We start from the raw sequence: 23,888 nt of genomic DNA, 5'->3' as shown, positions 1-23,888 counted from the left end.
GGTCCGGGGAGTCCGTGACTGCTCCGTGACTGCTCCGTGCCTGTCCGGCCCTTGCGGGATCCCCCGAGAAGGAGTAGACACTTAGGTGTGCCTCACCAAAGCTGGCGAGGCGGGATGAGTCGACTCTTGGGGGCATCCCTGAGGGGTGACCCATTCAGCCTGCCGGCTGCGCAGCCGGAGTCGGGCAATTCTCTAGACAAGTCAATAATGATAATGATTTGCAAAAGGGTTGGTGGCGGAGTAGATGTGCGGTCACCACGGAGGCGCGCCTGTCACGGCGCGCCCTCCGGGCTCCGGCACGACGTCGGAGCGGTCACCGTGACCTGGGAGAACACGCAAGGAGAAAGTATGAGCACCACCAACCGCACGCCGGCGGCCACTGAGCAGGAACATCCCTCGGTTCACACCTCGTCCCGCTCAGGCCTGGCCAACTCCGCCCTGGGAACTCGGAACCTCATGATGATCGCCGCGCTGGCTGTCGTCTCCATGATCCTCCTGGTACCCCTGAACTATCTGGCCCCCGCGGCGGGAGCCTCCCGAGACGCAGTGCTCCTGGGCTGCGCGCTCATGGGACTGTGGCTCGTTCCCTTCCTGCTGCCCGCCACCGTCGTGCGCCGCCCGGGTGCCGTGATGATCGCGTCCCTTCTTATGGGGATCATGAGTGTCTTCACCACACCTGTCGGCCCCGCGGCCATTGTCGGTAACCTCATTGGTGGAGCATTCGTCGAGGTGCCCCTCGCCCTCATGCTCTACCGGAAGTGGACCTGGTGGTCCTTCCTCATCTCAGCGGCGACCTTCGGCCTGCTCAACGGCCTCATGTACGTCTCCGTCATGAGCGCCTCGGCGGGTGTCGCCTTCGCGAGCGCCGGCGTCGTCATTGCCGTGGTCTCGGCCCTGGTCGGTGGCGGCCTCACCATCGTCCTGACCCGATTGCTCAACCGCGCCGGCGTCGGCATCGATCACCGCATGACCGGCCGTGCCTGAGTCAGCGCCTGCCGTGCTCGCTGAGCACGAGACCAAACAGTCTCCGTCAGGGGCAGCAGAAGCGGCGCTAGTGAGCATCGAGGGCCTCAGCGTCCACTACCTCGGGCGCGAGAACTGGGTCCTGGACTCCGCCAACCTGACCCATCTGTGCGGCCAGGTCACCGCCGTCATCGGCCCGTCGGGCTGCGGCAAGACCACGCTGGTGCGTGCCCTGTGCGGTCTTGTCCCGCACTGCCTGCCCTCGGAGTACGCCGGCAGCCTGAGGCTGGCCGGCACCGAGGTCGCCGACGCCACCGTCCAGACCCTGGCGCAGACCGTCGCCTATGTCGGTCAGAGCCCTGACGCCGCCGTCGTCACCCGCACCGTCCATGATGAGGTCGCCTTCCCCCTGCAGAATCTCTGCCTGCCCCGCAACGAGATCACCTCGAGGGTCGAGGAGGCCCTGCACGGGGTGGGACTCCTCGAGCGCATCTGGGACGACCCCTGGACACTCTCGGGCGGGCAACGTCAACGGCTCGCGCTCGCCGTCGCCCTGGCCATGCGCCCACAGCTCCTCGTCCTCGACGAACCGACCAGCACCATCGATACCACTGGGCGCGAGGAGTTCTACGCCCTCATCTCCTCCCTGACGGCCTCCGGGACGGCAGTCGTCGTCATTGACCACGACCTCGATCCGGTACTGCCCGTCGTTGACCAGGTCCTGGCTCTCAACGCCGACGGGCGGACCATCGGTGCCGGCTCGCCGCGCGAGGTCTTCATGAGACACCGCCGCGAGCTGACCGACGCCGGGGTGTGGATGCCCCGCGCCCTGCGTGACGCCGACGACGACCTCCCCTCGGGGGCTGCCGAGCCGGAGGCGGCGCTGACCTGCGCCGAGGCCGGAATCCGGGTGCCGCGGCTCGCCGACCTGTGTGCCGATGAGGAGGTGCGCTACCTGGAGAGACGGACGTGGGACTCCACTGAGAGCTGGCAGCAGGTCGAGGTCATCGACACCCGCCGCGTGCTCGCCGGCAGCCCCCGGCCCGAGCCCCGAACCAGCGTCGAGCTGATAGACCTCGAGGTCCCAGGGCGCTCACCCCGGGTGTCCCTGCGGCTGGGAGGCGGTGAGCTCGTGGCGCTGGTCGGCCCCAATGGTGCCGGCAAGTCCTCGATCCTGTCCGCCCTGGCCGGACTCGTCCGCTCAAGCGCCGACAAGGCAGTGGTCGGCGGCCGGGACGTCGGCAAGGGCAGGCACCTGGTCGGCTACGTCTTCCAGAATCCTGAGCACCAGTTCGTGGCCACCACCGTGAGATCCGAGCTCGCCGTCGGAGGCACCCCACCGGAGCGGGTCGACCGGCTCCTGAGGCAATTTCACCTGGTCAGTCACCAGGACCACCACCCGCTGACCCTCTCGGGCGGCCAGGCCCGCAGGCTGTCGGTGGCCACCATGGTCAGCGAGGAACGCGACGTCGTCGTCCTGGACGAGCCCACTTACGGGCAGGACTGGGACAACACCTGCGAGCTCATGGACTTCATCGACCAGCTGCGCGACCAGGGGCGTACGGTCATCATGGCCACCCACGACCTCGAGCTCGCCCTGGAGCACTGCACCCACATCATCGCCCTGCCGCGGCCGACGGTGCGAACCAGAACGGGCCCGGACCCAACGCAAAGGGTCGCCGCGGCCGAGGACGCCGGTGAGACGGCCAGGACAGTCGACGTCGAGGCGGATGCCTCGCCTTCCGGATCACCCTGCCTTCCCCCGGTCCCGCCCAGGCCCCAGCCGCGGCGAGGCCTGTTCACCTCCCTCAACCCCTTCACCCTCTTCCTGGCGGTCCTGCCCGTCATGGTGATGATCTTCGCCCTGCGCAACCATCACCTCAACCTGGGCGTCCTGCTGACCTCCTCACTTCTCGTCATCGCCGCGCGCGCCTCCCTGCGACGCACCATCGCCTCTGTGATCGCCCCTTGGATGGTCACTGCGCTCATGATCTGGATCTTCAGTAGCGGAAGCCACCACCAGGAGACTGCTGCGCGCCTCTACGACCTGGGTGATGCGGTGACCGGAGGCACCGGTATCGGTGCACTCATCGCACTGGTCCTCGTCTCCGGTGTCTCCACCGACCCCGAGGCCCTCATCCGCACCCTGACCACCACCTTCCACATGCCCTACCGCCTCGGGGCGGCGGGCACGGCGGCCATCGCCTTCATCACGCGCTTCCATGACGACTTCATCCTCCTGCGCACCGCCAGGGCGCTGCGCGGAATCGGACAGCGCTGGGGGCTGCTCGCGCCCGTGGCCCGCTGGATCGGATCCATCCTGCCGCTGATGATCCTCGCCATCCAGCACGCCGAGCGCGTCGCCCTGTCCATGGACTCGCGAGCCTTCGGCGCCCACCGGCGGCGCACCGAGATGACCGACGAGCCCTGGCGGGGGCGCGACTGGGGAGTCGTGGCACTTACCTGGGCGCTGGTCATCATCATCTGGAACACCCTCCACTGAGGAGAGCACATGACCAACCAGTCGACGAAACGCCTCACCGAGGAGCCGGCCGACCATCCCGGCCAGATCGGTAACGCCGGCGTCACCGTCGGCGCGCTCATCCGACCGGCGCGCCCGGCCATGATCGTCACCGCGCTACTGACCGCCGTCGGAGCTCTGATGTCCATCGTCCCCTTCGAGGCCATGCGCAACATGGCGGCCATCTGGCTGGGCGAGACCTCACCGGAGGGCTGGCGCGGCAGCCTGTGGATCTGGGCGGCCATCGCCGTCGGGGCGCTCTTCGCCTCCCAGGCCCTCTACCTGGCCGGCCTCGGGATCACGCACCTGGCCGAGGCCCGCCTGCGACACCACCTGCGTGAGCGGGTCGTCAACGCCATCAGCAGCCTGCCCCTGGGGCGGGTGGCGCAGATCCCGCACGGCACCATCCGCAAGATGGTCTGCGACGACACCACCTCCATCCATACCCTCGTTGCCCACGTCCCCGGGGACGCCACCAACGCCGTCGTCATGGCGGCGGCGGGGACGGCTTATCTGCTGTGGACCGACTGGCGCCTGGCCTGCGCACTGGTGGGGCTGTGGGTGCTCGCACTGGGAGCGATGTTCCTGACCATGTCCGGCCTGTCGGACATCACCGAGCGCTTCGGTGCCGCTCAGACCGCGCTGGCCGCCGCGACCGTCGAGATGCTCGAGGGCATCAAGGAGATCAAGGGCTTCCAGGCCACCGATGCATCCCGCACCCGGTTCAGCCAGGCACGGGCCGAGTTCTCCAGCCTGTCGTACGAGTGGGTGAGCAGGTCCGGGAAGGCCATCAGTGCCATGACCGCGGTCCTGCGGCCCTCCACGGTCTTCGCGACGGTCGCGGTCCTGGCTGTCCTGTTCACCTCCCAGGGGTGGACGCCGTTGTCTGCGACCCTACCGTTCTTCCTGGTGGCCCTCGGGCTGCCGGAGGGGCTCATGACCCTCATCGGTCTCATGCAGCACATGTACGAATCCAGGATGGCTGCCCAGGCCACCGCCGACCTGCTCTCCCAGCCGCCGATGCCCGAGGGGACCCATGGCGACGGTGAGGGGCCCGCCCCCGGGCGCGTCGACGTCGAGGACGTCACCTTCTCCTACGAGGACGGCTCCCCGGTCCTGCACGGCCTGTCCTTCACCGCCGAGCCGGGAACCGTGACAGCGCTCGTCGGTCCCTCCGGTGGTGGCAAGTCGACCCTGGCCCGCCTCATCGCCCGCTTCTACGACGTCGACGACGGTGCCGTGCGCATCAGCGGCGTCGACGTACGGGATGCGACTTTCCCCTGGCTGCTCTCGCGCGTGGCGGTCGTGCTGCAGGATGTGGCCCTGGCCCACGAGTCCGTCCACGACAACATCGCCCTGGGACGCCCCGACGCCACCCGGGAGCAGGCCGAGGCTGCCGCCCGCGCGGCCTGCATCCACGAGCGCATCACGCGTCTGCCCCATGGCTACGACACGATCCTGGGCGACGAGGGAGGGTTCCTCTCCGGAGGGGAGCGTCAGCGCGTCACGCTGGCGCGCGCCTACCTCCAGGACGCCCCCGTCCTCGTCTTGGACGAGGCCACCGCCCAGGCCGACCCGGCCTCCGAGCGTGACATCCACCAGGCCCTGTCCCGGCTGGCGGCCGGGCGGACCGTCATCATCATCGCCCACCGCCTGTCCACGATCCGTGACGCCGACCAGATCCTCGTCGTCGACGCCGGACACATCACCGAGCGCGGCACGCACGAGGAGCTCTTGGCCGCCGGCGGCCGCTACGCAGCCATGTGGCGCAGCCAGGACCTGAGCGAGGAGACCGATGCTGCGGCGCTGACCGCCCAGGTCGAACCGCTCGGAGCCGAGGTCGCAGGGCAGGAGGAGGAGTAGTCATGTGGAAGCTGCTGACGCGAGTCGTCAATGCCGCCGAGATGCGGACCATCATCGCCTGGTTCGTGGCCGCCGCCGTCCTCCAGGGACTCACCCTGGCCCTCATGATCCCCTTCCTGCGCGCCCTCTACTCCCGCTCGGGGTCGCTGACCGGTTGGCTGATCGCAGTCGTGGTCCTGGGGGCGGCGACCGCCGTCGTCGACACCATCGCCATGCACCGCTCCTACCGGATCAGTGTCTTCGAGGTCTGCGACACGATGATCGACCGCATCGCCGAGCACGTCCTGACCCTGCCCCTGGGCTGGTTCAGCGCCGAGCGGGAGGCCGCGGTCGTCAACGCCACCTCCAAGGAGGTCAACACCCTCTCCCACCTGGCCTCCATGGTGATCCCCAACCTGTGCAACGCCTTCATCGTCCCACTGGTCATGCTCGGGGCCACCGCTGTCGTCGAGTGGCCCCTGGCTCTTATCATGGCCGCCACCATCATCCCTCTGGTCCTCGTGCTGCGCCTCATGGGGGCCGCCACCACCCGTGCCAACGAGATGGAGGACCGCACCTCGAGCGCTGCCGCCGGCCGGCTCGTGGAGTTCGCCCGCCTCCAGCCGGTGCTGCGCGCCACCGGCGTCACCAGGACTGGCTGGGCTCCGGTGCGCTCCGCCCTTGAGGACGACGCAGAGTCCACGCTTGACGGTCTGCGCGTCAAAGGCCGGCCCGGCCAGTACTTCAACCTCATCGTCAACGTCGCCTTCGCACTGGTCATGGCGGTCGGTCTGTCGCGCGTGAGCGGTCACCGGCTCGACGTCGTCGCCTACCTCGCGATCATGGCCGTCACCGCGCGCACGCTCCTGCCGCTGACCAAGGCCGCCATGTACGCCTCCGAGGCGGACAACACGAAGGTCGCTCTGCGGGCCGTGGGGGACATCCTCGACGCGCGCCCCCTGCCCGATCCTGAGCCCGGGCAGGAGATCGCCCCTCAGGGAACCACGGTCGCATTGAGTGATGTCTCCTTCTCCTATGACGAGGGCCGCCCCGTCCTGGCGGGCGTCTCCCTGAGCGCACCACAGGGAAGAGTGACCGCCCTGGTGGGCCCGTCAGGGGCGGGCAAGTCCACGATCCTGCGCCTGGCCGCCCGGTTCTGGGACGTCGACGACGGGACCGTCACCATCGGCGGCGCACCGGTTCGCTCCATGCGCGCCTCGACGATCATGGGCATGACCTCCATGGTCTTCCAGGACGTCTACCTGTTCGACACCACCATCCGCGAGAACCTGCGCATCGCCCGACCCGCGGCCACCGACGCCGAGCTGGCCGAGGCCGCCCGACGCGCCCGCCTGGACCGCGTCATCGAGGCGCTGCCGCACGGGTGGGACACGCAGGTCGGTCCCGGCGGGCTGAGCCTGTCCGGCGGGGAGCGCCAGCGCGTCGCCATTGCTCGGGCCTTCGTCAAGGACGCACCCATCCTGCTGCTCGACGAGATCACCTCGGCCCTGGACGGGGAGAACGAGTCCGCCATCACCGAGGTGGTGCGCGAGCTCTCCGAGGGCCGCACCGTCATCGTGGTGGCCCACCGTCTGTCCACCGTCCGCCAGGCCGATGAGGTCGTCTTCCTCGAGCCGAGTCAGGCCGGTGCCCGCGTGGCCCAGCGTGGTACGCCCCAGGAGCTGGCTGCTGTCCCCGGCCCCTTCCGCGAGTTCATCGAGGCCTCCACGGCCTCCTCGCGCTGGCACATCCGTCAGGGGTGATGCAGGCCGCTTCGGGCAAGACAGAATGGCGGGTAGACGCTGTCCCATACCGGTTGGTATGGGACAGCGTTTCTGTTGTTATGAGAACCCTCAGGGCCCTTGAAACCTTCTGGTAATACTGAGTGGTATGTTAGATACCAACCGGTACGGATCGGTCTGGTGGCCGATCAGGTGCTCGGATCCAGGTAGTTGAACGAAAGGAGGGGGCTTCATGGCCGACGTACTAGCCATTGAGGACCTTCACAAGCACTTCGGAAGTGGGCCGCACGCGGTGAGAGCCAACGCCGGCGTCACTATGCGGGTGGGTGCCGGCGAGGTGGTCGGGCTCCTCGGGCACAATGGCGCGGGCAAGACCACGCTGGTCAACCAGGTGGTGGGGCTGCTGCGTCCAACCTCCGGGAGCATCAGGCTCGACGGGGTCGACGCCGTCGCCGACCCCGCTCTCGCCCGCCGTCTCACCAACGTCCAGGCACAGGCCAATGTCCCCATCACGGGGCTCACTCCTCTGACGGCCATCGACCTCGTGGGGCGCCTGCGAGGAGGGCGTCCGCGTCAGACGCGCAGACGCGCCGAGGAGCTCATCGAAGCCCTCGACCTGGGGGAGTGGGCCACGACTCCCGCACAGAAGATCTCCGGTGGCGTTGCCCGTCTGACGGCCTTCGCCATGTGCGCCGTCGTCCCCGGGCGCCTGGTCATCCTCGACGAGCCCACCAATGACGTCGACCCGGTACGCCGTCGCCTGCTGTGGGACCAGATCCGCCTCCTGGCCGATGCTGGATCCGCGGTCCTCCTCGTGACCCACAATGTGCGGGAGGCCGAGCGGGCAGTCGACCGCCTCACCATCCTGGACCACGGTCACGTCATTGCCGAGGGAACTCCCGCAGCGCTCGTGGCCGGCCACGGATCTCCCTTCGTCCTGGAGGTCAGCCGGACTCCCGGCCGGCGGATCGAGCCTCCCGCGGGAATGAGCCTGACACAGCACGACGCCGTGCGCGCATCCGTGGCGGTGGACTCTCAGCGTACGACCCAGGCCGTGGAGTGGGCCGCTCAAGCCCTCAAGGACGGAGTGATCGAGCGCTACGAGCTGGCACCGATCTCACTGGAGGACGTCTACGTGCACCTCACCGGGAGCACGGGTGAGGAGGTGCGCCGTCATGCCGCCTGAACCGTGTGAATCCGTGGGAGTCCCGGCCCGTCCCGATGATTCGCGTCATCCCCGCGCTGCCACGTAGGCGCGGTGCGACTCCAGTCCCCAGAGAAACATGAAACGTAAGGAGAATCCGATGCCTGCTCCAACCAGTGCCACTACTGAAGCGGCCCCGGCCAGTGAGACTGTTCTCGAGGTCGCGTCCCAGAAGACCTCGCTCTGGCGTCAGCTCGGCCTGCTCATCCAGTGGCAGTTCCGTCGCAGCCTCCCCATGCTTCCCTTCTTCATCATCGTCCAGACGCTGCTGTCCGTCTCCATGGTCCTGGGATACGGGCTCATCGCGGGCCACCCAGGCCGCGAGGCGAGCCTCTACCTGGCCGGCGGCGGCCCGGCGATCGCGCTCATCTCGCTGGGCCTCATCATGACACCTCAGTGGGTCTCCCAGTCCCGCACTGAGGGCAGCCTGGACTGGATGCGCACCCTGCCCGTCCCCAGGGTCGCCTTCCTCCTGGCAGACCTCGCCATCTGGACCGCTCTTGCACTGCCCGGCCTGGTTGTGGGCGTCCTCGTGGCCAACGCCCGCTTCGACGTCGACCTCGCCCCGCAGTGGTGGCTGGTGCCCGGCGCCGTACTGGTCGCTCTGACAGCGGCCTGCATCGGATACGCCATCGCCACGCTCCTGGCTCCGGCCCTGGCTCAGATCCTCTCCCAGGTACTTGCTTTCGGCATCATGCTGTTCTCGCCCGTCAGCTTCCCCGCCGACAGGCTCCCCGACTGGGCCCAGGAGATCCACCGCTGGTTGCCCTTCGAGCCCATGGCTCAGGTGGTGCGTGCGGGACTGTTCTCCCACGACGCCGCCATGCCCGCCCGTTCCTGGGGCCTCCTGGGCGGATGGTGCCTGGTGGCCGTCGCCGGAGCGTCATGGGCCCTGGGAAGGCGGCCCTGAGTCGGCCGGGATGCCCGAATGGTTGGAGCCCGGTGGGGGAAGTGACGAACGTGGAGGGGGAAGTGCCGTGAACCCCTTTCTGAGGGGCCTCCTCTACAGTGGGGGCATGACCGCCAGGAGCTCTGCCCGTGGGCCGAACAGTGACAGTGATGACTCCGGGGCCTCCGCCTCTGATGACATCAGGGAGGCGACGCGCGCCCTCAATGAGGCGATCACCGCCTTCTCCCGTGCGGTGGGGGCGGCCGGTCAGGGTGCGCGCCGGAGCAGTGAGAGTGCGGTAGCGGCCTCCCTGGACCTCGCCTCCCGGAAGCTGGCCTCCGCCTCCACTGCAGTCAGCGGAGCCACCCCGGGGCGGAGCGGCGGGCGCCGTCGGAGCGAGGAGACCAGGGCGCGGATTCTTGCTGCTGCCAGGGAGGTCTTCGCTGCCAAGGGCTACGAGGGGGCAGCGGTCAGCGACATCGCCTCGGCCGCTGGATTCACCAAGGGCGCCTTCTACTCCTCTTTCCCCTCCAAGGAGGCCCTATTCCTGGAGGTCGTCACCTGTGGTGAGGAGAGCTCGGATGAGGCCGCTCAGGAGCCGGCGACTCCCGAGCAGTGGAGTGAGCAGCTCCAGGAGCTTCCCATGGAGGATGTTGTCCTGCACCTGGAGACCTGGCTCTACGCGATTCGTCATGAGGACTCCCGCGACAGGCTGGCCGGCACCTGGCGCCGCTGGCTGAGAGAGACCTCCCACCTGGTGGCCCGTTCCCGTGGGCGCCAGGAGCCGAGCCAGCAGGATGAGGAGACGGCCTTCGGACTTCTGGCGGTAGGCATCTTCGGCCGCGTGAGTGCTGCAGCCACCACCTCGCAGGAGATCGAGCCCATCATCCAGCGCCTGTCCGAGCGGCTCCTTGATACGGCAGACGACTGACGCCGCCACTCGCCGAGAGCGACATGTTTCGCGTAGGGGTGTGGAAAAACGGTCGCCCTCCGCGAAGAACGCCCGGCTCGGGGCGGGGTGCGCTCGCGGTCAGGCGATCTGCTCCCGGTAGCGGCGGGCCACCAGCTCGGCGATCGCCGGGTGGTCGCCGATCGGGACGGCTACGACGTCGGCGCCCGTGGAGTGCAGGGCCCGGTGGAAACGCCCCTCCGCCAGCAGGTAGGTGGCCACACCCACCCGCCTGGCCCCCAGGGCCCGGGCCGTGCTCACCGCGTCACGGACGCTGGGGCGCGCAGCCGAGAGGTAGGCGGGCGTCACCTCGCGCCCCAGACGCGCCTCGAGCAGGCGAGTGATGGCCTCGACCTCCTCCAGCGCCGCCGCCTGACGTGACCCGGCCGCGCCCAGGACGATGCGGTCGAGCCCTGCGATCCCGCCCAGAGGCGCGGACGCCTCGTGGAGACGCTGTGCGATGGCCTCCACCAGGTGCTCCTCGACCCCCAGATGCCCGGTGACCGTCCCTGATCCGTGCTGTTCCACCGCGGCAGGTACGTCCTTGAGGACGTGATAGCCGCGGGCCAGGAAGAAGGGCAGCACCACTGGATCCACCAGCCCCTCCAGCGCCGTGGCCGGGTCCGGGGGCTGGAGCTCGACATAGCCGGTGCGCACCTCCACCTCCGGCAGGATCGTGCGGACGCGCTCGGCGGTGCGGGACAGGACTGAGGACGGCCCGGGCCGGCGCGAGCCGTGGGCCAGCAGCACCAGAGGACGAGTACTCATGCCGGCTCCACCACCAGATCCGCGCGCGCGTGAGAACGAGCCGGCTCGACCGGCCTCGACCCGACGAGACCACCGGAAGCGATTGGCTCGTCCGGTGCAGCAGTCTCAGGTGCGTGGCCGTGCCGAGGATCGGCGTGGACCTCCTCAAGCACCTGTTCGGTCTCCTCCCGAATCTCTGTGGCGGTGACGCGCGCCTTGCGGACCGCCAGGGCCAGGAAGACCGCCCAGACTACCCCGAGTACGCCGTACAACAGGACCCCGGTTCTGGCCGAGGCCCCGGCCCAGGACAGTAGCACCCGCAGGTTCGTGGCCAGGATCAGCCCGCCGACGGCGGTGCCCAGCACCGCCCCGGGCAGACGGGAGACCAGCCAGGCGGAGACCGGTGCGGCCACCAGTCCACCGGCCAGCAGGGTCAGGACGATCCCGAGGCTGATGCCCGCCGTTCCCAGGCCGGTGAGGAAACCGGCCGAGGCCGCCACCGTCACCAGGAACTCCGAGGCCCCTACCGAACCGACCACGGTGCGCGGCGCCGTGCGACCGCCAGTGAGCAGTGTCGTCGTCACCACCGGTCCCCAGCCACCACCGCCGGTGGCGTCAACGAAACCACCCACCATTCCCAGGGGGACCAGGAGCCGCCTGCCGTGCGGGGAGCGCCGGCTACCAGATCCCCTGGGCGGGCGCAGGGCGAAGCGCCCCAGGACATAGGCCCCCAGCAGGATCAGCAGGCTCGCTGTCACCGGGGTCGCTGCGCGGGTCGACAGGTGCGACAGGACCGTGGCGCCGCTGAAGGCCCCCACCGCACCGGGCAGCCCCAGCCGGACCACCAGGCGGGGGTCGGTGTTGCCCAGTCGCCAGTGGGAGGCCCCCGAGGCCAGGGTCGTGCCGATCTCAGCCAGGTGCACCGAGGCCGAGGCCAGTGCCGGGCTCAGCCCGGCCAGGAGCAGCAGGGAGGACGAGGTCATGCCGTACCCCATCCCGAGGGAGCCGTCGACCAGTTGAGCGGCCAGGCCGACGAGGGCGAGAAGAACAAGCTTGCGCATGAGAGACTCCGGGACATTCGGTCTGCACGCGCCGAGGCGGGCTCAGGCGGCGGGGCTTGCCGGCCTGGTCTCCTCGACGACTCGGTCGGCCCAGTACGGGCTCAGGGTGACGACGTCGCCGATGACGATGACCGCGGGGGCGGTCACGCCGTACCGGGTGGCGACGTCGGCCAGACATCGCAGCTCGGTGGTGGTCACGCGCTGATCGGGGTGGTAGCCGCGCTCGATGATCGCTGCCGGAGTGGCCGGATCGCTGCCGGCTTCCAGCAGGGAGGTCACCGAGTCCCGCAGGCGGGAGACCCCCATGAGCAGGATGAGGGTGTGATCGCGGCGCTGGGGGAGGACCCCAAGATCCGCATGAGCCGTGATGACCGAGAAGCCGCGCGACAGCCCCCGGTGGGTCACGGGTATTCCCGCCGCCGCGGGCACGGCGATGGCGCTGGTGATCCCCGGGACGACCTCGACGGCGATGTCGGCCTGGCGGCAGGCGGTCGCCTCCTCCCCGCCGCGCCCGAGCACGTAGGGGTCGCCGCCCTTGAGACGGACCACCCCCTTGCCGCGGCGGGCGAGGTCGACCAGGAGCGCATCGATCTCCTCCTGGCTCATGATGTGCCGGCCGCGCCGTTTGGAGGCGTCGATGACCTCGGTTCCGGGGGTGAGGTCCTCCAGGATGTCCCGGGGTGCCAGCGCGTCGACGACGACCACGTCCGCCCGGCCCAACAGCTCCAGGCCGCGGGCGGTGATGAGGCCGCTGCTGCCCGGGCCGCCACCTACCAGGGCCACCCAGCCGCCCGCGGGGCCGGTGGGTGCATGGGGAGAGATCTCGAGAGCCATGCCTCAACCCCTGCCTGAGGGGGCGGCCGTAGCGGGGTCACTGCCGCCTGTACCCGCCAGCTGCACCATGCCCGCACCCAGCGTGCCGCCCTCGTGGGCGTCGATGAGGAGGAAGGCGCCGTCAGACCGGGAGACCGAGTAGTCGGCCAACGGCACCGGGGAGGCCAGGCGCAGCTGCACCAGGCCGATGTCGTTGAGCTCTAGGGAATCGGCCGGCACCGTGGTCAGGTCGTCCAGGTCGAGGCGGCCCTCAATGGTGCCCACGATCGCCTGGACCGTCAGGGCGCCGTGCTTGAGCAGTACCCGCGCCCGGGGGCGCAGGGGCTCCTCGCTCAGCCAGGACACGCGGGCGGTGACCTCGGTGAGCACCTGCGGCGCATCGCCCGCCGCGGCCAGGGTGTCACCACGGGCGACGTCGACGTCGTCGCTCAGACGCACCGTCACCGACTGCCCCTCGACGGCCTCCTCCAGGCTGCGCTCACCCAGGTCGATGCCGGCTACGCGTGAGCGCCTGCCCGAGGGCAGCGCCACCACTGGGTCGCCGACGCGCACCGTGCCCGAGGCGATCTGCCCGGCGTAACCCCGGTAGTCGCGCAGCTCGGGTGCCGGCGCCGCACCCTGGGGGCGGATGACCAGCTGGACCGGCAGGCGGAAGGCGCCCTCGTCGCGGGCGGTGGGCAGGGACTCCAGGAGCCCCAGCAAGGTCGGCCCCGCATAGAAGGGAGTGCTGGCCGAGGCCTCGACGATGTTGTCGCCCAGGAGCGCGGAGGTCGGCAGGACATGGATCGCGGCCACGCCCAGCTCGGCGGCCACGGCGCGGATATCGGCCTCGATGGCCGCGTAGACCTCGGCGGAGAAGTCCACCAGGTCGATCTTGTTGACCGCGACGATGACGTGCGGGACCCGCAGGAGGGCGGCGACCGCCAGATGGCGGCGCGTCTGCTCCAGGACCCCGTTGCGGGCGTCCACCAGCAGCACGACGACGTCGGCCGTGGAGCAGCCGGTGACCGTGTTTCGGGTGTACTGCACGTGTCCGGGGCAGTCGGCCAGGATGAAGGAGCGCTGCGGGGTGGCGAAGTAGCGGTAGGCGACGTCGATCGTGATGCCCTGTTCCCGCTCGGCCCGCAGCCCGTCGGTCAGCAGCGCGAGGTCGGCGCTGGTCAGACCCCGGTCCAGGCTGACCTGCTCGACGGCGGCCAGCTGGTCGCGCAGGACGGACTTGGAGTCGAACAGCAGGCGGCCCACGAGCGTGGACTTGCCGTCGTCGACGCTGCCGGCCGTGGCCAGTCTCAGTAGTGAGCCGGTGGCGGCGGCGCGTGCGTCGGCCTCGGCGGGGATGTCGGTGAGGGTGGGGGCGCTCATCAGAAGTAGCCCTCCTTCTTGCGGTCCTCCATGGCCGCCTCGCTCAGGCGGTCATCGGCGCGGGTGGCTCCCCGCTCGGTCAGGGTGGAGGCGGCGACCTCCAGGACGATGTCGTGGTTGGTGGCGGCGTCGGACTCGACGGCGCCCGTGCAGGACATGTCGCCCACGGTGCGGTAGCGCACGGTGCGGGTGACGACCTCCTCACCGTCGCGCAGCCGGTTGACGCCGCCGCCCGCCAGCCACATCCCGTCGCGCAGGAAGACCTCGCGCTCATGGGCGTAGTAGAGGCTGGGCAGCGCGATGTCCTCGCGCTCGATGTAGCGCCACACGTCCAGCTCGGTCCAGTTGCTCAAGGGGAAGACCCGCACGTGCTCGCCGGGTCGATGGCGGGGGTTGAGCAGGTTCCACAGCTCGGGGCGCTGGTTGCGCGGGTCCCACTGGCCGAACTCGTCGCGCAGGGAGACGATGCGCTCCTTGGCCCGGGCCTTCTCCTCGTCGCGGCGTCCGCCGCCGAAGACGCCGTCGAAGCCGCCCTCCTCGATGGCGTCGAGGAGTGGGATCGTCTGGAGCGGGTTGCGGGTGCCGTCGGTGCGCTCGCGCAGACGGCCGTCGTCGATGTAGTCCTGGACGCGGGCCACCACGAGCCGCAGACCGAGGTCCTCGACCGTCCGGTCGCGGTAGGCCAGCACCTCGGGGAAGTTGTGACCGGTGTCCACGTGCAGGACCGGGAAGGGGATCGGAGCGGGCCAGAAGGCCTTGCGCGCCAGGTGCAGCATGACCACGGAGTCCTTGCCCCCGGAGAACAGCAGCACGGGACGGCGGCACTCGGCGGCGATCTCCCTGATGATGAGGATGGCCTCGGCCTCCAGGACGTCAAGGATGTCCAGGGTCTCGGCGGCCGTGGCGGCCCAGGAAAGGTCAGCGAGACCGACCGGTTCGCGGCCCGGAGCCTGAGCAGGGTCGGGGGAGGAGATCGGGGCCGATTGGGTGAGGGTCAGGGTGATGCTCATAGGTGGATTCCGCATTCTGTCTTGGTGAATCCGGCCCAGCGGCCGGAACGGGGGTCGTCTCCGGGGTTGACTCGCGCCGTGCACGGGGCGCAGCCGATCGAGGGGTAGCCGTCGTAGAGGAGGGGGTTGATGAGAACGCCGTGCTGGTCGGCGTAGCCGGTCAGGTCCGCCATGCTCCAAGCGGCCAGGGGGTTGATCTTGACGATCTCGTGGGTGGTGTCCCATCCGATCAGCGGCGTGCGGGTGCGGGTGGGGGCGTCCTCGCGGCGCACCCCGGTGGCCCAGGCCTCGTAGCCGCTCAGGGCCCGGGCCAGCGGCTCGACCTTGCGCAGACGGCAGCAGGCGGCCGGGTCCCGTGACCACAGGTCCGGCCCGTGGCGCTCGTCCTGCTCGGCCACGCTCAGCTCGGGAGCCACGTCGACGACGGTGACGTCCATGGTGGCGGCCACCGCGTCGCGGGTGCCCACGGTCTCCGCGAAGTGGTACCCGGTGTCCAGGAAGAGGACGTCGACGCCGGGCAGGACCCGGGAGATCACGTGCGGCAGGACGGCGTCGGCCATGGAGCAGGCCACGGCCAGTGTGCTGGGGAAGTTCTGGGCCGCCCACTGGGCGACGTCGAGGGCCGGGGCGTCGTCTCCGAGCTCGCGCGCTCCGGCCTCGGCGAGGGCGTGCAGCTCCTCGGCGGACCGCAGCGAGGCCCGGCCGGCGCCCCGTGACCTTGAGGCGGCAGGAGCCCGGTGCGGCAGGCCCAGGGGCACCCGGGCACTTTCAGCGGTTGCGGCGCTCACTGCAGGGCCTCCTCATCGGCTCGGTGCGCCCACTGGGCGAAGGTCTCCTCAGGGAGGCGCTGGTCCAGGTAGCGGCGCACCAGGCGCTCGACGTAGTCGGTCAGGCCGGAGGCGGGGACCTTGAGGCCCCTGACCGTGCGGCCCAGACCGGCCTCGGTGCGTCCGTCGGTGGCCAGGCCGCCGCCCAGGTGCACCTGGAAGCCGGGCATCTGCTCGCCGTCGACCGTGATGATCTGGCCCTTGAGGCCGATGTCGGCGATCTGGATGCGGGCGCAGGAGTTCGGGCAGCCGTTGACGGTCAGGGTGATGCGTCGCTCGAGGTCGGTGTCCGCCAGGCGTGCGTCGAGCTCGGCCGATACGCGCGCTGCCAGCTTCTTGGTCTCCACGATCGCGAACTTGCAGAACTCCAGCCCGGTGCAGGCCAGGGTCGAGCGGGTGAAGGCACCCGGGTCAGGATCGAGCCCCAGCGCCCGCAGGCCGGCGACGGCCTCGTCGACTCTGTCGGCAGGCACGTCCAGGAGCAGCAGGTTCTGCAGCGGGGTGGTGCGCACGCGGTCCGAGCCGACCCGCTCAGCCAGGTCGGCCAGACCCAGCAGGACGTCACCGCTCAACCGGCCGACGGGTGGCTTGGCCCCCACCCAGAAGCGGCCGTCCTTCTGCTCGTGGACGCCGATGTGGTCGGAGTCCCCGCTCGGCTCCTCGGGGGCCGGTCCGTCGGGCAGGGCGCGCCCCAGGTAGTCGTCCTGGAGGACCTGGCGGAATCTCTCCGGCCCCCACTCGGCCATGAGGAACTTCAGCCGGGCCTTGTTGCGCAGGCGACGGTAGCCGTAGTCGCGGAAGATGCGGATGACGCCGTACCAGACGTCGAGGGCGTCCTCCGGCGTGACGAAGGCCCCCAGCCGCTGGCCCAGACGTGGGGCGGTGGACAGGGCGCCGGCCACCCACAGGTCGTAGCCGGGACCGAGCTCGGGGTGGTTGACGCCGACAAAGGAGATGTCGTTGATCTCGTGGAGGATGTCGAGGCTGGGGGAGCCGGTGATGGCCGTCTTGAACTTGCGGGGCAGATTGGCCAGCTCGGGGTCGCCCAGGTAGGTGTCCTTGATGGCCCGGGCCAGTGGGGTCGGATCGATGACCTCGTCCTTGGCGATGCCGGCCACCGGGGAGACCAGGAACCCCCGGGGTGTGTCCCCGCAGCCCTCGATCGTGGTCAGACCCACCGACTCCAGGCGCTGCCACAGCTCAGGCACGCTGCCGATCTCCACCCAGTGGAGCTGGATGTTCTGGCGATCGGTGATGTCGGCGGTGCCGCGGGCGAAGTCGTTGGAGACCGAGCCCAGTACCCGCAGCTGCTCGCGGCTCAGACTCCCACCGTCCAGACGCACCCGCTGCAGGAAGTAGTGGTCGGAGAGCTCGGAGACGTCCAGCTGGGCGGTGCGGCCGCCGTCGATGCCCTGCTTGCGCTGGGTGTACAGGCCCCACCAGCGGAAACGGCCGTTGAGGTCGTCGGGTGCGATGGTCTCGTAGCCGCCGGGGCCGTAGATGTGCATGATCCGGTCGCGCACCGCCAGCGGGTCCCCGTCCTGCTTGAAGGCCTCGTTGTCATTGAGCGGCTTGCGCCCGTCGAGGGCCCACTGGCCGTTGGAACGGGCCTTGCGCGGCGGGCGCAGAGTGCGCGCGGGTGGCGTGACGGTGGTGGTCATTGCTCCTCCATGACGGTGGCGTGTCATTGGCGTATGAGGAGCGTCCGGGGTCGGCCTGGTGTGCAGCTGCGTGCAGAGCCTGCAGGGCCGTTCGGTTGGCGTCAGCCGTCTCAACGGGGCCTTCCGGACGCTTCATTGCGCCGGATACCTCGTTGCGGGGGTGAAGTCCCCGTGGTGTCAGGCGCTGGTCAGGCCCGACAACACATGACAGCATGGGCACGCAGAACGTCAGCGGGATGGGTACCGCTGAAGCGAGCTGCGTGAGAGAAGGTCATGGCCGAAACATTAGCCATGCATTTACCTGACGACAAGCAAGAATGATCTGTGCTTTGAATCACGACAGGGTTGTTGAGAGCCGCTTTATCGTGTCGGGACGCAGAAAAGGGTCGTGCTGCGCACGCTGTGCCTGTGGTGGCGTGCGGCAGCGGGGTGGGACCGCGTCTGAGCTCAGGCGCCCAGCTGCCGGTCGCGCTCGGCGATGGCCTCGAAGGCGCGCACGACGGCGTCGGAGAAACCGGCCCGTTCCAGGGCCACCATGCCCGCCACCGACGTGCCGCCGGGGGAGCAGACCGCGTCGATGAGGTCGGCCGGGGTGCGGCCATTGCCTCCCTCCGCGGTGCGCTGAGCCTCGGTCTGCACCGTGCGGGCGGTCCCCAGCACCGCCTGAGCCACGATCTGGACGGCCAGGGCCTTGGGGATGCCACCCATGACGCCGGCGCGCGCCAGGGCATCGATGAAGGCGCACACCAGGGCGGGGGAGGAGCCCGCCAGGCCAATGAAGGAGGAGAAGTCCTTCTCCTCCAGGATGACGGTGCGACCGATGCTCTCCATGAGGGTGCGCACCGTCTCCAGGTCCGAGGCGCTCGCACTGCTCCCCGGGGCCAGTGCCGTCATCGACTCGCCCACGGCGGCGGCCATGTTCGGCATGGTGCGCACCACCCGGGCCCCGTCGGGCAGCATCGACTCCAGGCGCTCCAGGGTCAGGCCGGCAGCGATGGAGACCACCAGGGGCCTGCTGCGGCCGATGGCCTCCGACAGCCGGGGCAGGACGTCGGGGATGACGTAGGGCTTGAGTCCCAGGATGAGGACGTCGCTGCGTGAGACCAGCTCGGCGGCGTCGGGCACGTGGACTGCTCCGACCTGCCCGGCCAGGCGCTCGGCGGAGCCGTGCTTGCTGGTCAGGAGCAGGTGCCCGGCCGGTGTCCCCGCGGCCACGGCCCCTCGCACAATGGCGCTGACCATGTTGCCGGCGCCGATGAACCCGATACGCATGAAGGCCTCCTGCTCGTCTGCGACGTGAGGTCATCACCGTACCGTGCCGGTGTGCCGGGCGGTGAGACTTCCGGGGGCCGGTGGCCTTCAGAGCACCATCGCGGCGATCCAGCCGGCGATGAGCAGGGGGATGTTGAAGTGCAGGAAGGTCGGGATGACCGAGTCGCGCATGTGGTCGTGCTGCCCGTCGGCGTTGAGCCCGGCTGTGGGACCCAGCGTGGAGTCCGACGCCGGTGAGCCTGCGTCCCCCAGGGCCCCTGCGGTCCCGATGAGGGAGACCGTGGCAACCGGCGAGAAGCCCAGGGAGACGCACAGCGGCACATAGATCGCCGAGATGATCGGCAGGGTGGAGAAGGATGAGCCGATGCCCATCGTCACGATGAGGCCCACGAGCAGCATGACGAAGGCGGCGGCGGGCTTGGAGTCCGCGAACAGGGAGGTCGCCGACTTCACCAGCGGCTCGATCTGCTTGGTCTCCTTCAGGACGGCGGCGAAGCCCTGCGCCGTGATCATGATGAGCCCGATGAGAGCCATCATCCGCATGCCGTCGGTGAAGATGTCATCGGCCTCGGCGATGGTGACGGCCCGGGTGGCCATGAACAGCAGCAGGCCTGTCAGCGCCCCGACCAGGAGCGGGTCGGCCTTGGACTCCGTCCAGGTCAGGAAGGTCTGGACCATGAAGCAGGCGACGACGGCGACCAGGGCGATCGCGACCTTGTGGCGGTCGATCTCGACCGGGCCGGAGATCTCCTCGCCTGAGCCGGTGCCGCCGCCGGTGTCGATCCGGTAGGCGCGGGGCTTGCGGTAGGTGACGAACACGGCGATGAGCAGCCCCACGACCATGCCCAGCGCCGGGATCCCCATGGCGTGGGTGGCTGAGATCTGGGAGACGTCCAGGCCCGCCTCCTGGATGTTGGCGTAGAGGATGTCGTGGAGGAAGACCCGTCCGAATCCCAGGGGCAGGAACATGTAAGTGGTGACCAGCCCGAAGGTGATGGCGCAGGTCACGGCGCGGCGGTCCAGCTGCAGCCGGCTCATGACGATGAGCAGCGGCGGGACCACGAGAGGAATGAAGGCAATGTGAACCGGGATGAGGTTCTGACTCATGACTGCCATGGCCGTGATCCCTCCCAGCACCAGAATGGTGGTGGTGCGCACGGCCTTACGGGAGGCGGACTCGTCCTCGTTCTCGATTCTGCCGATGAGCCAGTTCGCCAGCAGCTGGGGCAGGCCCGAGTGCGCCACCGCCATGGCGAAGGCTCCCAGGAGCGCGTAGGACAGCGCGATCTTGGCCCCGTCGGCCAGCCCGTTCTGGAAGGCGACCATGGTGTGGCTGACGCCCAGGCCGGCGCTCAACCCGCCGGCGAGCGCGCCGACGAACAGGGACAGGACCACATGGACGCGCAGCATCGCCAGGATGAGCATGACCAGGACGGCGAGGATGACGGCGTTCATAGGGGGCCTTCCGGTGGGGCCGACTGTACTGGGCTTCGCGAGTGGGCCTGGGTGGACCCGTGCGAATCGTGGTCGATTGTGCCAGGTGAGCATGACGGAGACGTATCGTGGGCTCATGAGTGAGAACCGCAAGAACGTCACCGTCGACTCCGCACCGGCCCGCCGCGCCCTGGTGACCGGGGCCTCCACCGGCATCGGCGCCGCCACCGTTCGCCTCCTGCGCTCCCACGGGTGGGAGGTTGTCGCCACCGCGCGGCGGGTGGAACGCCTTGAGGCGCTGGCCGCCGAGACCGGGTGCACGTGGGTGGCCGCCGATCTCCAGGAGCCCGACGACGTCGCGCGCCTGGCCAGTGAGGTGCTCGCTGAGGGGTCTGTTGACGCCGTCGTCAACAACGCCGGTGGTGCGCTGGGGGTCGACCCGGTCGCCGAGGGCAGCGTCGAGGAGTGGGCCACCATGTATGAGCGCAACGTGCTTGCGGCCCTGCGCGTGAGCCAGGCCTTCCTTCCGGGACTGCGGGAGCGGGGCGGGGACCTGGTCTTCCTCACCTCCACGGCGGCCCACGACACCTACCCCGGTGGGGGCGGTTACGTGGCGGCCAAGCACGCCGAGCGGATCATCGCGAACACGCTGCGCCTGGAGCTGGTGGGTGAGCCGGTGCGCGTCATTGAGATCGCACCCGGCATGGTGGCCACCGAGGAGTTCTCCCTCAACCGCCTTCACGGCGATGCCGAGGCCGCCGCGAAGGTCTACGCCGGTGTCGCAGAGCCCCTGAGCGCCGACGATGTCGCCGCCTGCATCGCCTGGACGCTGGAGCTGCCCGCCCACGTCAACATCGACTCCATGGTGGTGCGGCCCCGGGCCCAGGCATCCAACACGCTGGTGGCCCGGGAGCGGTAGGGGAGCGGGATCGCCGGACATAGGTGGTCCACAGGCTTGACCTGCCCCGGGCACAGTGCGGGTCCCTAACGTCTGTTCCAGCCCCGGCCGGGCCGGGAAACGGACTGAAAGGACACCCATGACCAAGCACGTCTCCTCCGGCGGCGACGCCACTTCCTCCCCGCGCGACGCGGCCACGGAGAGTCTTCCCACCAGGGACGCCGCCGACGACGCTGCGCAGCGCCTCTCGCAGGGCGCCACCAGTGGTCGCGGCAGTGACGGCAGCAAGGACGCCAAGGACCTCAAGAACCTCAAGGACCTCAAGGATCTCAAGGACACTGTGGAATCCGCTGACGCAGGCTCGGTGAGGACCGAGGCCTCTGCCAAGGACGTCACGCAGGACTCCGCAAAGGACTCCGGGACTGCTCGAGCTGCGGCCGGCAGCAGCACTGCCGACACCAGGCTGGGAGGGGCGTGGGTGTCCCCGGATGCTCAGAACGCGGCGGCCATCGGTGCCGTGCCCTCCACGTCCCCAGCGGCCAAGAAGGCCCGGGCCAAGGCTCGTGGGCCCTGGTACCGTCGTCGCGCCGTCGTGGGTGCTGCCGGGGTGGCGCTGCTGGCGGGCTCCTTCGGGGCCGGGTGGGGGAGCAACGAGCTCCTCAGTTCCAGCGCCCAGAACGGTCACGCCCAGCAGCAGGGAGCCGGCAACGGTCAGGGCGTGCCCGGAGGGGGCCAGGGAGGTCCTGGCGGGCAAGGAGGCCCTGGTGGTCAGGGCGGGCCTGGCGGACAGATGCCCGGTGGCGGCCCCGGCGGTCAAGGTGGCCAGGGAGGCCCCGGCGGACAGAACGGTCAGGGCGGTCCGGGAGGAGGCTCCGGCGGAGCCGGCCGGACCACCCCTAACGGGGACGCCTCCGGTGGTTCCGGCTCGGGCTCGAACGGCGGCCAGCAGTCGGGCTCCGGCTCGAGTGATGGCAGCAACCAGAAGGGTGGCTCAGGCTCCTCGGGTGTCCTCCAGCAGCAGGACGCCTCTCCAGGCGCCCAGGGCTGAGAGCGCCGGCGCCACCGCCCACAGAACAACATTTTCTTCAAAGGCGACGCGTATTCGTGTCGTCTTTGAAGTTCTTGTTGGTGTGTGCAGATTCGGTTACGGTCGCAGGCGTACCTCACATCGCTCACCCTGATGACACGGAGGAGAGGCCCCCCATGACTGACGCACACCCCCGCATGGCGCTGGGCACCATGCACTTCGGAACCCGCCTGTCCGCCACCCAGTCCGGAGAGATCCTCGACGCCTACCTGGATCTGGGCGGCCAGTGGATCGACACCGCGAACTGCTACGCCTTCTGGGGATCCGAGACCGGCCTCGGTGGCCAGAGCGAGACCGTCATCGGCCAGTGGCTCGCTGATCGAGGTGTGCGCGACCAGGTGAGGATCAGCACCAAGGCCGGTGCGGAGCCGACCCGCCCCCACGGCTTCCCCGACGCCGTGGAAGGCCTCAGCAAGGACACTGTCAATCGGGCCATCCGGGACAGCCTGCAGCGCCTGCAGACGGAGCGCATCGACATGTACTGGGCTCACATGGAGGACCGGGAGCAGTTGGTCGCCGATGTCGCCGAGACCTTCGGCGACCTGGTTGGTCAAGGGCTAACCTCACGGATCGGGCTGTCCAACCACCCGGCCTGGTACGCCGCCGCAGCCAACGTGCACGCCCAGCAGCGAGGCTCGGCCGGTTTCAGCGCTCTACAGCTGAGGGAGTCGTATCTCCATCCGAGGCCGGACATCCCGGTCGAGGGTGAGGACCACCCTCACGGGATGATGACCATCGAGAGCAAGGACCTCGTCGAGCGCTACGGGCTGGACCTGTGGGCCTACACGCCGCTGCTCACCGGCGCCTACGAGCACCCGGAGCGCCCGTTGCCCGAGGCCTACAGGCATCCGGGGACTGACAACCGTCTGACGGTGCTGCGCAGGTGGTCGGACAGCCTGGCCATGAAGCCGAGCCAGGTCGTGCTGGCTCTCCTCAACGCCCAGCAGCCGACCATCACCCCGATCGTGGGCGTCAGCAGCGTCACTCAGCTCACTGAGGCCGTCGAGGCCACCCGCTTCAACCTCCCTCAGGAGGCCGTCGAGGAGCTCAACGCAGCCGGCTAGACCGAGCGGATCCGAGTCGGTGATCAGCATCCAGGCTTAGGCTCCCCAGATCAACATTCTCTTCAGGGACGACGCGTATTCGTGTCGTCCCTGAAGTTCTTGTTGGTGTGTGCGGATTCGGTCGGGGTCGGGGCCGGGACAGGAGGGCGCTTGCCGCTATTCCACCTATTCCGCCGTCGGGTGTGGGAAGGACGACGTCGCCGAGGCGGGGTGCGAACTGGCCCCGGATGCATGCCGCCCACTACACTCCCCGGAGCAAAGGCACCGACCCGGCCATCACCGGCGAGCCTCCGGAAGAACCGGACCCCGGCGCACCAGCGCCGTCGGCCCGCAGTAGAACCGGACGGGACAGCCCGTCACAGCTGGAAACGAAGCGGTCGTGCACGCCGTCCCCGTCGGGGCATGCAGCACGGCAAGCGAGGTGGTACCGCGGTGCGGCACCAGCCGGGCACCAGTCCCGGCCGGGAGCCGACGTCGTCCTCGTCAGGCCCTGGGCACCCGCCCGAGGCGGTAGGAACGAG

Annotated in this window: 19 protein-coding genes; 10 read left to right on the top strand and 9 right to left on the bottom strand. The window is 69.6% G+C overall.

The window, feature by feature from the left end:
- Positions 1-348: 348 nt before the first annotated feature.
- The 7 genes from FBF36_RS08830 to FBF36_RS08800 all read left to right on the top strand — a co-directional run bounded on the left by FBF36_RS08830 (position 349) and on the right by FBF36_RS08800 (position 10,092).
- On the top strand, positions 349-984 hold the full coding sequence (locus FBF36_RS08830) for an ECF transporter S component (RefSeq protein ID WP_050792701.1): 636 nt from the start codon (positions 349-351) through the stop codon (positions 982-984).
- 70 nt (positions 985-1,054) lie between these two features.
- On the top strand, positions 1,055-3,466 hold the full coding sequence (locus tag FBF36_RS08825; RefSeq protein WP_138137391.1) for an ATP-binding cassette domain-containing protein: 2,412 nt from the start codon (positions 1,055-1,057) through the stop codon (positions 3,464-3,466).
- A 120-nt stretch (positions 3,467-3,586) separates the two neighbouring features.
- Complete coding sequence (locus tag FBF36_RS08820; protein WP_225792506.1) at positions 3,587-5,347, top strand: ABC transporter ATP-binding protein; 1,761 nt, start codon at positions 3,587-3,589, stop codon at positions 5,345-5,347.
- A 2-nt stretch (positions 5,348-5,349) separates the two neighbouring features.
- On the top strand, positions 5,350-7,089 hold the full coding sequence (locus FBF36_RS08815) for an ABC transporter ATP-binding protein (protein ID WP_009398761.1): 1,740 nt from the start codon (positions 5,350-5,352) through the stop codon (positions 7,087-7,089).
- 211 nt (positions 7,090-7,300) lie between these two features.
- Complete coding sequence (locus FBF36_RS08810) at positions 7,301-8,254, top strand: ABC transporter ATP-binding protein (RefSeq protein WP_009398762.1); 954 nt, start codon at positions 7,301-7,303, stop codon at positions 8,252-8,254.
- A 118-nt stretch (positions 8,255-8,372) separates the two neighbouring features.
- Positions 8,373-9,182, top strand: a complete 810-nt coding sequence (locus FBF36_RS08805; RefSeq protein ID WP_009398763.1) for an ABC transporter permease — start codon at positions 8,373-8,375, stop codon at positions 9,180-9,182.
- Between the two features lie 106 nt (positions 9,183-9,288).
- Positions 9,289-10,092, top strand: a complete 804-nt coding sequence (locus FBF36_RS08800) for a TetR/AcrR family transcriptional regulator (protein ID WP_009398764.1) — start codon at positions 9,289-9,291, stop codon at positions 10,090-10,092.
- Between the two features lie 99 nt (positions 10,093-10,191).
- Here the strand turns inward: FBF36_RS08800 and FBF36_RS08795 are convergent, their stop codons facing one another.
- The 9 genes from FBF36_RS08795 to FBF36_RS08755 all read right to left on the bottom strand — a co-directional run bounded on the left by FBF36_RS08795 (position 10,192) and on the right by FBF36_RS08755 (position 20,339).
- The gene (locus FBF36_RS08795; protein WP_009398765.1) at positions 10,192-10,878 is read right to left on the bottom strand and encodes a sirohydrochlorin chelatase; all 687 of its coding nucleotides are present in this window, start codon (positions 10,876-10,878) and stop codon (positions 10,192-10,194) included.
- Positions 10,875-11,918 carry a sulfite exporter TauE/SafE family protein gene (locus FBF36_RS08790; RefSeq protein ID WP_009398766.1) on the bottom strand — a complete coding sequence of 348 codons (1,044 nt, stop codon included), beginning with the start codon at positions 11,916-11,918 and terminating at the stop codon, positions 10,875-10,877. The genes FBF36_RS08795 and FBF36_RS08790 overlap by 4 nt, the downstream gene beginning before the upstream one ends.
- Positions 11,919-11,960: 42 nt before the next feature.
- Positions 11,961-12,752: a uroporphyrinogen-III C-methyltransferase gene (gene cobA / locus FBF36_RS08785; protein WP_009398767.1), complete on the bottom strand. Its 792-nt coding sequence runs from the start codon at positions 12,750-12,752 to the stop codon at positions 11,961-11,963.
- Positions 12,753-12,755: 3 nt separating this feature from the next.
- Entirely contained in the window at positions 12,756-14,114 is a 1,359-nt protein-coding gene (locus FBF36_RS08780) for a sulfate adenylyltransferase subunit 1 (protein ID WP_009398768.1), read from the bottom strand.
- Positions 14,114-15,124: a sulfate adenylyltransferase subunit CysD gene (cysD, locus tag FBF36_RS08775; RefSeq protein ID WP_009398769.1), complete on the bottom strand. Its 1,011-nt coding sequence runs from the start codon at positions 15,122-15,124 to the stop codon at positions 14,114-14,116. Before cysD ends, FBF36_RS08780 begins: the two co-directional genes overlap by 1 nt.
- Complete coding sequence (locus FBF36_RS08770; RefSeq protein WP_034493633.1) at positions 15,121-15,912, bottom strand: phosphoadenylyl-sulfate reductase; 792 nt, start codon at positions 15,910-15,912, stop codon at positions 15,121-15,123. Before FBF36_RS08770 ends, cysD begins: the two co-directional genes overlap by 4 nt.
- Positions 15,909-17,612 carry a nitrite/sulfite reductase gene (locus FBF36_RS08765; RefSeq protein WP_009398771.1) on the bottom strand — a complete coding sequence of 568 codons (1,704 nt, stop codon included), beginning with the start codon at positions 17,610-17,612 and terminating at the stop codon, positions 15,909-15,911. The genes FBF36_RS08770 and FBF36_RS08765 overlap by 4 nt, the downstream gene beginning before the upstream one ends.
- A gap of 447 nt (positions 17,613-18,059) precedes the next feature.
- A complete protein-coding gene (proC, locus tag FBF36_RS08760) occupies positions 18,060-18,884 on the bottom strand; it encodes a pyrroline-5-carboxylate reductase (protein WP_009398773.1) in 825 nt (274 codons plus the stop codon).
- Positions 18,885-18,971: 87 nt separating this feature from the next.
- Complete coding sequence (locus FBF36_RS08755) at positions 18,972-20,339, bottom strand: Na+/H+ antiporter family protein (RefSeq protein ID WP_009398774.1); 1,368 nt, start codon at positions 20,337-20,339, stop codon at positions 18,972-18,974.
- A 115-nt stretch (positions 20,340-20,454) separates the two neighbouring features.
- Here FBF36_RS08755 and FBF36_RS08750 point away from each other — a divergent pair, with 115 nt between their 5' ends.
- From FBF36_RS08750 to FBF36_RS08740, 3 genes are all read left to right on the top strand, one after another.
- Positions 20,455-21,237: an SDR family oxidoreductase gene (locus tag FBF36_RS08750; RefSeq protein WP_034493636.1), complete on the top strand. Its 783-nt coding sequence runs from the start codon at positions 20,455-20,457 to the stop codon at positions 21,235-21,237.
- A 118-nt stretch (positions 21,238-21,355) separates the two neighbouring features.
- Positions 21,356-22,264: a hypothetical protein gene (locus tag FBF36_RS08745; protein ID WP_009398776.1), complete on the top strand. Its 909-nt coding sequence runs from the start codon at positions 21,356-21,358 to the stop codon at positions 22,262-22,264.
- 155 nt (positions 22,265-22,419) lie between these two features.
- Positions 22,420-23,367: an aldo/keto reductase gene (locus FBF36_RS08740; protein ID WP_009398777.1), complete on the top strand. Its 948-nt coding sequence runs from the start codon at positions 22,420-22,422 to the stop codon at positions 23,365-23,367.
- Positions 23,368-23,888: the final 521 nt, after the last annotated feature.

The organism is Actinomyces sp. oral taxon 171 str. F0337, assembly GCF_005696555.1.
In the GTDB taxonomy this organism is placed as follows: domain Bacteria; phylum Actinomycetota; class Actinomycetes; order Actinomycetales; family Actinomycetaceae; genus Actinomyces; species Actinomyces oris_E.
This window is presented reverse-complemented; position numbering and strand designations above follow the sequence as displayed.